9 protein-coding genes are annotated in these 12,209 nt (G+C 71.2%); 7 read left to right on the top strand and 2 right to left on the bottom strand.

The window, feature by feature from the left end:
- The first annotated feature begins 42 nt into the window (after positions 1-42).
- From AC2AXK_RS02590 to AC2AXK_RS02565, 6 genes are all read left to right on the top strand, one after another.
- Complete coding sequence (locus AC2AXK_RS02590; RefSeq protein WP_484343773.1) at positions 43-273, top strand: hypothetical protein; 231 nt, start codon at positions 43-45, stop codon at positions 271-273.
- A gap of 112 nt (positions 274-385) precedes the next feature.
- Positions 386-1,618, top strand: a complete 1,233-nt coding sequence (locus AC2AXK_RS02585) for a MalY/PatB family protein (protein ID WP_484343772.1) — start codon at positions 386-388, stop codon at positions 1,616-1,618.
- 80 nt (positions 1,619-1,698) lie between these two features.
- Entirely contained in the window at positions 1,699-2,811 is a 1,113-nt protein-coding gene (locus tag AC2AXK_RS02580) for a lytic polysaccharide monooxygenase (protein WP_484343771.1), read from the top strand.
- Between the two features lie 397 nt (positions 2,812-3,208).
- On the top strand, positions 3,209-4,594 hold the full coding sequence (locus AC2AXK_RS02575; RefSeq protein ID WP_484343770.1) for a dicarboxylate/amino acid:cation symporter: 1,386 nt from the start codon (positions 3,209-3,211) through the stop codon (positions 4,592-4,594).
- 123 nt (positions 4,595-4,717) lie between these two features.
- Positions 4,718-5,950 carry a serine hydrolase domain-containing protein gene (locus AC2AXK_RS02570; protein ID WP_484343769.1) on the top strand — a complete coding sequence of 411 codons (1,233 nt, stop codon included), beginning with the start codon at positions 4,718-4,720 and terminating at the stop codon, positions 5,948-5,950.
- Between the two features lie 258 nt (positions 5,951-6,208).
- Entirely contained in the window at positions 6,209-7,450 is a 1,242-nt protein-coding gene (locus AC2AXK_RS02565; RefSeq protein ID WP_484343768.1) for a serine hydrolase domain-containing protein, read from the top strand.
- Positions 7,451-7,629: 179 nt separating this feature from the next.
- Here AC2AXK_RS02565 and AC2AXK_RS02560 read toward each other — a convergent pair whose 3' ends face one another.
- Together AC2AXK_RS02560 and AC2AXK_RS02555 are read right to left on the bottom strand one after the other, a co-directional pair.
- Complete coding sequence (locus AC2AXK_RS02560) at positions 7,630-8,616, bottom strand: nuclease-related domain-containing protein (protein WP_484343767.1); 987 nt, start codon at positions 8,614-8,616, stop codon at positions 7,630-7,632.
- 71 nt (positions 8,617-8,687) lie between these two features.
- Positions 8,688-10,172: an MFS transporter gene (locus tag AC2AXK_RS02555; RefSeq protein ID WP_484343766.1), complete on the bottom strand. Its 1,485-nt coding sequence runs from the start codon at positions 10,170-10,172 to the stop codon at positions 8,688-8,690.
- Between the two features lie 371 nt (positions 10,173-10,543).
- Here AC2AXK_RS02555 and AC2AXK_RS02550 point away from each other — a divergent pair, with 371 nt between their 5' ends.
- Positions 10,544-12,208, top strand: coding sequence for a diguanylate cyclase (locus AC2AXK_RS02550; protein WP_484343765.1), 1,665 nt, complete (start codon positions 10,544-10,546; stop codon positions 12,206-12,208).
- The last annotated feature ends 1 nt before the right edge of the window (position 12,209 follow it).

Raw genomic sequence — 12,209 nt, 5'->3', positions numbered from 1 at the left:
CGCCCTCTTGTGTGAACCTGTCCACAGGGTGATGCTGGTCGGATGACCGACTTCCCCGTGCTCAGGCTCGACCTGTGGCGCGCGGACGCGGTCGTCCTCCACTTCTGGCTGACCAACACCGAGCTCGACCTGCTGCCGTTCGAGCATCCCGCGCAGCGCCAGGCCCTGGTGGACCTCCTCACCGAGCTCGACCAGACCGACGCGGCCGAGGCGACGGACGCGGAGATCGTCCGTGCCCACGAGCTCGTCGACCGCTCGGCACCGCTGCCCTGACCCTCGCGGTGCTCATCGCTGTGCACCGCCGCGTGGTCGGGTGTGACCGGCGTGACGCGGCAGGACGCTCGTCCGGCGATCGTGTGTCGTCGGCCCGGGATACGGTCGAAGGATGAGTGCCGAACCGACGACCAGCGCTGCCCCGACCATCTTCGACACCCTCACCCTCGACGAGCTCCGCTCACGGACGAGCGAGAAGTGGCGGGCCTACCCGCCCGACGTGCTGCCGCTGTGGGTGGCGGAGATGGACGTCCCGCAGGCGGAGCCGGTCGTCGCGGCGGTGCACGATGCGATGCGGCGCGGGGACACCGGCTACCCGGGGAGCAACGCGTACGCCGAGGCGTTCGCGGGGTTCGCGGCCGACCGCTGGGACTGGTCCCTCGACCCGTCGCGGGTGCGGATGCTCACCGACGTGATGATCGGCATCACCGACGTGCTCAAGGTCGTCACCCAGCCGGGCGACGTCGTCGTCGTCAACACGCCCGTGTACGCGCCGTTCTACTCGTTCGTCGGCGGCATCGACCGCCGTGTCGCGACAGCGGCACTCACGCCGGAGGGGCGCATCGACCTCGACGCGCTCGAGGCGGCGTTCGCCGACGGGGCGAGCGCGTACCTCCTGTGCAACCCGCACAACCCGACCGGTGTCGCGCACACGGTGGACGAGCTCACGGCGGTCGCCGCGCTCGCCCGTCGGCACGGCGTGCGGATCGTCGCGGACGAGATCCACGCGCCGATCACGTCGCCCGCGGCGGAGCGTGAGCTCGGCCGGTCCGTGTTCACGCCGATCCTCACCGTCCCGGGCGCCGAGAACGCCATCAGCCTCGTCTCCGCCTCCAAGGCGTGGAACCTCGCCGGCCTCAAGGCCGCGCTCGCGATCGGGGGACCGCAGGCCACGCGCGACGTCCGGGACATCGCCGAGATCGCCGACCACGGTGCGAGCCACGTCGCGGCCATCGCCCACTCGGCAGCCCTCACCCATGCCCGGGGCTGGCTCGACGAGGTGACGACCGCCGTCGACACGAACCGGTCGCTGTTCACCGGCCTCCTCGCCGAGCACCTGCCCGACGCCGTCGTGCAGCCGGCCGACGCGACCTACCTCGCCTGGGTCGACCTCCGTGCCGTGCGGGACGCCGCAGGGCAGGGCCTGGGGGACGATCCGGCGCGGGAGCTGCTCAAGCGCGGGCGGGTCGCACTCACCTCCGGCCTGCCGTTCGGGGCCGGCGGCGAGGGGTTCGCGCGGGTCAATCTCGCCACGTCGCGGGCGATCCTCACCGAGGCCGTCGAGCGCATGGTGGCCGCGCTCGACACCCCCACGCCGCGTCGGCTCCGCAGGCGAAACGTTTAACACCAAACGGACTCATGGCATTCAAACGGACACCTGTGTGACGGTGTGGGCACCACCGCACACTCACACCGGGAGCAATCATGTCCGTCAGTGCCCGCGCGCGCAGAGTCGCCGTCGCCCTACCGTTCGCCCTCGTCGTCCCCCTGGGAGTCGCGACCCTCACGGCCGGACCCGCGGCCGCACACGGGTCGGTCACCGACCCGCCCACCCGGAACTACGGGTGTCTCGAGCGCTGGGGAGACAACCACCTCGACCCGAACATGGCGGACACGGACCCCATGTGCGCGGGTGCGTGGGAGGCCGACCCCAACGCCATGTGGAACTGGAACGGCCTCTACCGCGAGAACGTGGGCGGCAACCACGAGGCGGCGGTGCCGAACGGCCAGCTGTGCAGCGGCGGACGCACCGAGAACGGTCGGTACAACTACATGGACACCCCGGGCGAGTGGGTGATGACCGACGTCGAGCACGAATTCACGCTGACGCTCACCGACGGCGCGAACCACGGAGCCGACTACCTGCGGATCTACGTGTCCGAGGAAGGGTTCGACCCGACCACCGAGGCTCTCGGCTGGGACGACCTCGAGCTGCTCACCGAGACCGGGTCCTACCCGACGAGCTCCCCCTACCGCGCGGACGTCGAGATCCCCGCCGACCGCAGCGGCCGAGCCGTCCTGTTCACGGTCTGGCAGGCGAGCCACCTCGACCAGCCCTACTACCTGTGCAGCGACATCAACATCGGCGGCGACGGCTCGACGGACCCGACCGATCCCACGGACCCGACGGACCCGACCGACCCGACGGACCCGACGGACCCGACGGATCCCACGGACCCGACGGATCCCACGGACCCGACGGATCCCACGGACCCGACCGACCCGACGGATCCCACGGACCCGACCGACCCCGTGCCGGGAACTGACCAGTGCGTCGCCGTCGTCCGGATCACGAACACGTGGCCGGGTGGATACCAGGGTGAGGTACGGGTGACTGCCGGTGACGCAGCCATCAGCGGCTGGAGCGCGGCGCTCTCCGGAGTGACCCCGACACAGGCGTGGGGCGGGACGCTGACCGGCACCCGCATCACCAACGCCAGCTGGAACGGTTCGTTGGCTGCTGGCGAGACGGTCACCGCAGGGTTCATCGGCAGCGGAACCCCCGGCACACCGACGGTCACCTGCGCCACCACCTGACCCACGCCGCAGCGCCGCACGCATCACCGCACGTCGCCCCGGCCCGGACCGTCCACCGACGGTCCGGGCCGGGGCCGTGCGTGGTGTGGAATACCTGCGGGGCACGTCCGGTTGACGTACAGACCACGTGCGACAACGCACGCGCACAGAGCACAGGAGAACGCCGTGATCCAGGGGTGGACCGAGACCACGCACCACGACGACGCGCACGCGGTGCGTGCGCTGTCCGTGCCGGGCGCCGGGTGTACGCAGGGCTGTCGACCCGCCCGCTGACCCTGCTCGACCTCCTCGTCCCACCGTTCTCGAAAGGTGCACACCTGTGCCCACCACACCTTCCGCGCGTCCTTCGGACGCCAGGCCCGCAGCGTCGGGCAGCACCACCCGTCGGCGTCTGCGGATGCCCTCGTTCAGCGTCCAGATCCTCGCGTCGCTCGTCCTCGGCGTCCTGCTCGGGTGGGCCGCCCTGTCCATCGGGACCGTCGACGACGGAACGCCCGAGGGCGGCGCCAACTGGCTGACGACCACCCTCGACACCATCGGGTCGTCGTTCGTCCTGCTGCTCAAGACGATCGTCCCGCCGCTCGTGTTCACCGCGATCGTCGCGTCGATCGCCAACCTCAAGAACGTCGCCAACGGCGCGCGCCTCGCGTGGAAGACCCTCCTGTGGTTCGCCATCACGGCCCTCGTGTCCGTGTCCATCGGCATCGCGCTCGGGCTGATCTTCCGGCCGGGTGAGAACACGAGCCTCAGCGCGGCCGACGGTCAGGAGCCCGGCCGCACCGGCAGCTGGCTCGACTTCCTCGACAGCCTCCTGCCCGCGAACTTCCTCGGCCTCGGGGCGAGCACGTCCTCCGGCGACGACGGCAGCCTGAGCACCTCGGTGTCCTTCAACGTCCTGCAGATCGTCGTCATGGCGCTCGTCATCGGCATCGCCGCCCTCAAGGTCGGCAAGCAGGCCGAGCCGTTCCTCGCGTTCAACCGCTCGGCCCTGACGATCATCCAGAAGGTCCTGTGGTGGATCATCCGCCTCGCACCGCTCGGCACGCTCGGCCTCATCGGCCACGCGATCGCCGCGTACGGGTGGGACCTGCTCTCGCCGCTCGCGACGTTCGCCGTCGCCGTCTACGTCGGGCTCGCGCTCGTGCTCTTCGTCCTCTACCCCGTGCTCCTCAAGGCCAACGGGTTGAAGATCTCGAGCTACTTCCGCGGTGCGTGGCCCGCCATCCAGCTGGCATTCGTCTCCCGGTCCTCCATCGGGACGCTCCCCGTCACCCAGCGCGTGACGGAGCGGAACCTCGGGGTCCCGCGCGAGTACGCGTCGTTCGCGGTGCCGCTCGGTGCCACGACGAAGATGGACGGCTGCGCCTCGATCTACCCCGCAATCTCCGCGATCTTCATCGCGCAGATCTTCGGCATCGACCTGTCGATCACGGACTACCTGCTCATCGCGTTCGTGTCCGTGGTCGGGTCTGCCGCCACGGCAGGGCTCACCGGGGCGCTCGTCATGCTCACGCTGACGCTGTCGACCCTCGGGCTGCCGCTCGCCGGCGTGGGTCTGCTCCTCGCGATCGACCCGATCCTCGACATGGGCCGCACCGCGGTCAACGTCGCGGGCCAGGTGCTCGTGCCCACCATCGTCGCCAAGCGTGAGGGCATCCTCGACGAGGCCCAGTACCGGTCCGCGACGAGCGAGGACCTCTTCGCCGACGACGAGCCGGCCGAGGCCGTCGAGGCCGCTCCTGACGCCGGCACCCAGGACGAGAAGGACCTCGTCGTCGCCTGACGAGGTCCGATCGGCGGCACCGGGGTAGGGCTGGGTCTACCCGTCGACGGGGAGCGGAGAGCACCTCGAAGACGGGTGGCAGCCCCATCGAGCCCCGGGCCGCCGATTCCCTACGGTGGACGTATGACGACGAACCACGAGTCCCACCCGTCCACCGCCCGCTCCCGCCGCACCCTGTGGTGGACGATCGGCAGCGTCGTGGCCGCTGGCTCGCTCCTTTCGGCAGGGGTGCAGCTGGCGGTCGGAGCGAGCGCCGCCGACCGGCCCACGCTCCCCGCCGCCACGGCCGCGCCGGGTGACGACCCGATCCAGGGGCGCCTCGAGGCCCTCGTGGACACCGGCCTCTACCCGGCAGCTGCCGCCGCCGTCCGTGACGCCGACGGTGAGATCAGCGAGTACGCCGCGGGCGTGAGCGACCTCGAGACGGGGGACGCAGCACCGGCCGACGGGTACGTGCGGATCGGTTCCACGACGAAGACGTACACCGCGGTGGTCGTCCTGCAGCTCGTCGACGAAGGGCTCGTCGACCTCGACGCGTCGATCGAGACGTACCTGCCCGGGCTCGTGCGGGGCGAGGGCATCGACCCGAACGCCATCACCGTCCGGGACCTGCTCCAGCAGACGAGCGGGCTCGGTGAGTACCTCGTCCCCCACATGAGCGAGGACGCGGCCGACCACCTCGCGGTCCAGCACACGTACGTGTCGCCCCGCACGCTGCTCGACTACGGAATGTCGATGGGAGCGGAGTTCCCCGCCGGTGAGCAGTGGTCGTACAGCAACACCAACTACCTCGTCGCCGGGCTCATGGTGGAGAAGGTCACCGGCCGGCCGATCGCGGAGCAGATCGAGCAGCGCATCATCGAGCCGCTCGGGCTCACCGAGACCCACTTCCCCGGCGTCGGCGACCAGTCGATGCCCGACCCCCACTCCCAGGGCTACAACGCCGGCCCGGACGACCCCTTCGTCGACGTCACCGAGTGGGACCCGTCCATGGGGTGGGCCGCGGGGCAGATGATCGCCACCCCGAGCGACATCACCCGGTTCTTCGCGGCGCTGCTCGGAGGTGAGCTCCTGGAGCCCGCGACCCTCGACGAGATGCTCCAGACGGTCCCGGCGGACTACCTCGGCGAGGGCGTCGGGTACGGCATGGGGATCTACAGCACGCCGCTGAGCTGCGGCGGCGTCGCGTGGGGCCACGGAGGGGACATCCCCGGCTACCACACGGCCACCGGCATGACCGACGACGGACGAGGCGCCGTCGTGTCGACGACGATCATCCCCGAGGGCATGGACAAGATCCTCGAGGTCGGTGCGCTCATCGACGCCGAGCTCTGCGAGACTCCCGCCGACAGCTGAACCCCACGCGCCCCACCTCCCACGACCGCGTGGCGACCTCCGTCGCCACGCGGTCGTCGCGCGTCCGCCGTCGCGCGTCCGCCGTCGCGCGTCCGCCGTCGCGCGTCCGCCGGTGCGCGTCCGACGGCTCCGACCACCTGGACCCCATGCGGGGGGGAGGGGTAGGGCTGGGTCTACCCCTGAGGGGGAGCGAGGGACACCTCGAAGACGGGTGGCAGCGCCATCGAGCCGCGTGCTCGCCGTCCCTAGGTTGGAGGTATGACCACGAACCAGGAACGCACCCAGTCCCCCTTCCGCTCCCGCCGCACCCTGTGGCTGACGATCGGTGGCGTCGTGGCTGCCGGGAGCCTGCTCTCCGCAGGCATCGAGCTGGCCGTGAGCGACGACGACGACGCGGCAGCCGCCGACCAGAACACCTCCCACGTGACCGTCGGCGAGAACGACGCGGTCCAGACGTCCCTCACCGCGCTCATCGCCGACGGGAACTACCCCGCCCCCGGCGCCCTCGCGTCGGTCCGCGACGCGGACGGCACCATCCGCGACTACGTGGCCGGCGTCGGCGACCTCGAGGCCGGCACGCCGCCCCCGGTCGACGGGCACGTGCGGATCGGCTCGAACACCAAGAGCTACACCGCCGTCGTCATGATGCAGCTCGTCGAGGAGGGCCTCGTCGACCTCGACGCTCCCGTCGAGACGTACCTGCCGGGCCTCATCCACGGCGAGGGCATCGACGGCAACGCCATCACCGTCCGGAACCTCCTGCAGCACACGAGCGGTCTCGGCGAGTACGTCCTCGAGGTCATGGGCACGGACCCGGCCACCTACCTCAGCTGGCAGGACACGTACGTCGACCCCCGCACCCTCCTCGACAGCGCCCTCAAGGCACCTGTGGAGTTCGCGCCGGGCGAGGGCTGGTCGTACAGCAACAGCAACTACCTCATCGCGGGGCTCATCATCGAGGAGGTCACGGACCGCCCGGTGAACGAGGAGATCACGACGCGGATCATCGAGCCGCTCGGCCTCACCGAGACGTCGTTCCCCGGCGTCGGTGACCGGACGCTCCCGGAACCGTACGTCCACGGCTACTACGCGGACGCGGACGGCGAGCTCGTCGACGTCAGCGGCTGGGACCCGTCCATGGCGTGGGCAGCCGGCCAGATGATCTCGACGCCGAGCGACGTCAACCGCTTCTTCTCCGCGCTCGTCGGAGGCGAGCTCCTCGAGCCCGCGTCGCTCGAGGAGATGCAGACCACCGTCCCGGCGGAAGAGTTCGGTGAAGGGGTCGGGTACGGCCTCGGCCTGACGAGCACGCCGCTGAGCTGCGGCGGGGAGTACTGGGGGCACGGCGGTGACATCTTCGGGTACCACAGCGCCAACGGGGTCACCGAGGACGGTCGCGGTGCAGTCGTCGTCGCCACGCACCTGCCTGCGTCGATGGAGAACGTCGCGGCCGTCGAGGATGTCGTCGACGGGGCGATCTGCGGCGCGTCGCAGGACTGACCGGTGTCATGCGTCGAGGTGCCGGGGAGCGTCGAGCTCCTCGGCACCCGGCGTTCGGTCAGGGGCGACGCGACCGTCGACGGTGTACCGCTGACGAACGTCGGTCTCCTGCCCACCCCGGAGCGCCACCTGACGCCGGACGGTCGCTCGGCGAACGGAGCATCCCCGAGCCGCTCGGGTCAGGACGGCGCGAAGGCCGCAGCAAGGTGGCGATGGACGTCAGCCACCCCTGCGGCGTCGAGAGCTCCCGGCCGGAGGACATGACTACCCACCTTCTTCGGCCACAGCACGTGGATCCCGGAGACGACGAAGTCGCCGCCGAAGAGCGGCCAGTCGGCCTCGACGAAGCACAGCATCCCGGCGATGGGGATGTCCGTGATGCCAGCGCGCTCGAGCGCGGTCCGCACGTGGCCGATCTGCTTGTGCACGCCGTCGACCTGCTTGGTGCAGTCGCGTCGACCGACGATCAACGTCTCGGTGCGCGGACGCAGGATTCCACCCTCGACCCGGAGGCTCGGGCGGCCGGTGTACCGCTTGGCATCGATGACGAAGACACCGCCAGGTCCGACGACGATGTGGTCGATGTTGGCGCGACTCCTCGGGATCCGGCGGTCGTGCAGCACCCGGGCGCCCGAGGATGTGAGGCTGTCGAGGCGCCGACCCAGCACCTCCTCGCCCCTGGCGCCCGTCGCCCATGCCTTGGTGGTCTGCGGCTCGTCGGACAACGCGAGGATGAGGCCCCCGAGTCGCGGGTGGGCCTCGCGGATCCGCGTCTCCCTGGCGTCCTTGCGTCGGTGGTACTCGCGCAGAGCCGAGGCACCTGCCGCACCCGGGTCGATCTCGGGTTCGTCAGTCGCGGACATCTCGGTGTCCTGCTCGGGGCCGTCGAGGGGCACCGTCGCGACGGTTTCAGCGGCATCAGGCACCGGGGCGGCGTCGGGCGCTGCCGTCGGGACGAGTGGCGTCATCGAGTCGTGGGGCGCAGATGGGACCCCGGGTACGAGGGCGGCGTCGAAGCAGCTGATGCAGACGACCGTCTTGCTCGCGCGGTCGTAGACGGCTGTCGTTCCTGCACCGAGATCGGCCGAGCACTCCCGGCAGCTGCCTGCGTACCGCAGCCGCATCCGCTTCGTCGTGCCCGCCGTCTCGGTCTTGTTCGTCGTCATGAGAGGTGTGTCGGTCGAATCGCCTCGCCACTCAAGCGCTCCTCGCGACGATGTCGTGTCGCCCGGCGTCCTCAACCGAGGTGGACGACCTCCGACGTGCCACCGAACGACGACTTGTCGACCCGCACCATGAACCACGCGAGCGGCCCGGCGACGAGCAGCGCGAGGCCCGAGGCGAGGAACACGGTGGAGTAGCCGTCGACCGAGCCCTCGAGCAGGTTGCCGCTCGGGGAGGCGGCGGCGGCCGTCGTGTAGAGAGCCGTGAAGACGGCGATGCCGATGGATCCGCCGATCTGCTGCGTCGCGGTGAGCGCCGCGCCGGCGACACCCGCGTCGCGCGGCTCGATCCCGGAGAGGGCGACGTTCTGCATGGGGACGAACACGGTCGCGAGGCCGATGCCGAGGATGATCTGGCCGGGCAGCACGTGGACGACGTAGCTCGAGTCCACGGACACCTGGGTGAACCACAGCACCCCGACGGCCGCGAGGACCGGGCCGACGGTGAGCAGCACGCGCGGCCCCACGGCGGGCAGGAGCCGCGCGACGAAGGGCGCGGTCATCATGATCGCCGCCGTCATGGGCAGCGAGGCCAGCCCGGCGGTGAGCGGCTTCATCTCGAGGACGATCTGGAAGTACAGCGTGAGGTAGAGCAGCCCACCGAGGAGCGCGGCACCGATGACGACGGACACGATGAACGCGCCCCCGCGTGAGCGGTCGAGGATGACGCGCAGCGGCAGCAGCGGGTTGCTCGCGCGGCTCTCCCACCAGACGAACGCGGCGATCGCGAGGGCGCCGGCGACGAGGAAGCCGATGGTGTCGGCGCGGTCCCACCCGAGCTCTGCGCGCGAGAAGCCGTAGACGACCAACGCGAGGCCGGCGGTGATGAGGACCGCCCCGGGGATGTCGTACCGGGTGTCGCCGTCCGCGCGGCTCTCACGGACCAGCGGTATCGCGGCGCCGATCGCCAGCAGCGCGACGGGGACGTTGACGAGCAGGCACCAGTGCCAGCTCGTGTACTCGGTGAGCACCCCGCCGAGGACGAGACCGATGGCGGCGCCGGACCCGGCGACCGTGCCGTAGACCGCGAACGCCTTGACGCGGTCCTTGCCGGACGGGAACGTCACGGACAGGAGTGCGAGGGCCGCGGGAGCGAGGAGCGCGGCGAACATACCCTGGCCCGCGCGGGCAGCGAGGAGCATCTCCGTCGTCGTCGCGAAGCCACCGACGGCCGAGGCCGCGGCGAACCCGGCCATCCCGACGACGAAGGACCGCTTGCGGCCCCAGTAGTCGGCGATCCGTCCGCCGAGCAGCAGCAGCGAGCCGAACGCGAGCGCGTAGATCGTCACGACCCAGCTGCGGTCGCCGTCGCTCATGCCGAGGTCTGCCTGGGCCGCGGGGAGCGCGATGTTCACGATCGTGGAGTCGAGCACCACCATGAGCTGGGCGAGCGCGACCACGCCGAGCAGGATCCACCTGCGCCGCGGGTGGTCCGGGGCGATCGCTGGCCCGGAGCCGTCAGGTCCGGCGTCGCCGGGCCTGCTGTCCGCCTCGGGCACGAGGGGAGTGCCCTCGTCCGGGGATCCTGCACGGGTGTCGGTGGCGTGTGTGCCCGGGGGCGTGGACGAGACGATGATGATTCTCCAAGAAGGGTGCGGCGGTGAGGCGGGCGAGACAGCACCGGCTCGGCGGCCGACCCTACAGCGCCACTGTGACAGGCACGTTTCCGCTCGATCGAGCCGGACGGACGCGCGGTCACGGAACACGCGCTGCTGCGCGCTCCGACGCCAACGAGCGCGGCCGCCGGCATATTCCGCCCCCCGCTCACCCGCTGAAATCCCCGGGCACTCCTTACACCCGGCGTGCGCCTGACGATGGGACGTCGAGCAGGCTCCCGGGCCCTGCGTGAGTGGAGGCAGGACCGATGTCCATGACGGACGCACACCACCTCAGCCCCGCCATGCCGGGTGACGGCGTGCTGCTCGACGCCGCACCGGACTGGGACACCGTCGTCGACGAGCTCGAGACGCTCCAGGACACCGACCCCCGCGCGTGCGTCGAGCTCGCAGCAGCACAGCTCGACCTCGCCGTGCTCCTCGGCGACGAGCACGCCGAGATGCGGTTGTCCTGCTGTGCGGCGTTCGCGCACCACGTGCTCGCCGAGGACTCCGAGGCGCTCGAGGCGGCGGCTCGCGCCGAGCACCTCGCCCACGAGCTGGGTGATCTCGTGGGGGAGTCTCGCGCCCTCGTCTGCAAGGGCCTCGTCCACCACGAGATCGGGGACGTCGAGGGGGCGATCGACCTGCTCGAACGGGCCCTCGTGCTCCGCCGGGAGACCGACGACGACGCCGGGACCGCGTCCGTCCTCAACAGCCTCGGCACCGTGTACCTGGGTGTGCCGCACTTCGCACCGCAGGCCGCCCGCATGCTCGTCGAGGCGCGCCGGGTCTGGCTCGAGTCGGGGGACCCCGACCACGCGTCGGTGGCCCTGACGAACCTCGCCAAGGCGTATCTCGTCACGTGCACACGGCTCGCGGTGACGAATCCGCGCGGCGCGGTCGCGGCGGCCCGCCACGCACTGGCGACCGCACGGCAGTCCGTCGACGAGGCGGACGCCGCCGGGCTCTCACGCACGAGCATCGACGCGCGGCTCGCCGTCGTCGGCGCGCTCATGCAGACCGGTGACACCGCAGCTGCCGGGGAGGTGCTCGAGGCCGCGGGCGCGATGCTCCCGGCGTTCGCGGTGGCCCGGCAGCGGATCGCATACCACGCGCTGCGCGGCCGCTGGCTCGTCCAGGTGGGGCGGCTCGACGAGGCCGTCCTCACGATCGTCGAGGGGCTCGACCTGTGCGCGGACCTCGACCGGCCCGGAGAGCGCATCGACCTGCTCACCACGCTCGTCGACGCGCACGAGGGGCGTGGAGACCTGGCCTCGGCCCTGAGCACGATGCGGGAGGTCCACGAGCTCACCCTCCGGCAGGGAGACGCGACCGCGGACCGTCGCGCGCAGCTGCTCAGCGCACGGCTCGAGGCTGAGCAGGCCCAGCGTGTCGCGGACGCGGAGCGGGCACGCGTGCTCGCGCTGGAGCAGCACAACGCCCGCCTGGCCCACGATGCGCACCACGACCCGCTCACCGGGCTCCCGAACCGCCGAGCGCTCGACCAGGCACTCGGGACGTGGACGCAGGACCCCATGCACCAGTTCGCGTGCGCGGTGCTCGACATCGACCACTTCAAGCGCGTCAACGACGAGTGGTCCCACCTCGTCGGCGACCAGGTCCTCTCGAGGTTCGGCGAGCTGCTGCGGGACCTCCTGCGCGCGAGCGACGTCGTCGCGCGCTACGGCGGTGAGGAGTTCGCCATCCTCCTCGACGGCTTGACGGGTGTCTCTGCTGCGGATGCGTGCGAGCGCATCCGGCGGGCGATCGCCGCCCACCCGTGGCAGGACCTCGTGCCGGGTGCACGCATCACAGTGAGCATCGGCGTCGCGGTCCGTCGGCCCGCGGAGCCTGTGGAGGACATGATCGCGCGGGCCGACGCCGCTCTGTACAGCGTCAAGCGCAACGGGCGCGACGCCGTCCGCCTTTCCGACTGAG

The organism is Sanguibacter sp. Z6_81, from assembly GCF_057180625.1.
The sequence above is the reverse complement of the archived record's forward strand: the minus strand, read 5'-3'. Positions and strand labels throughout refer to the sequence as shown.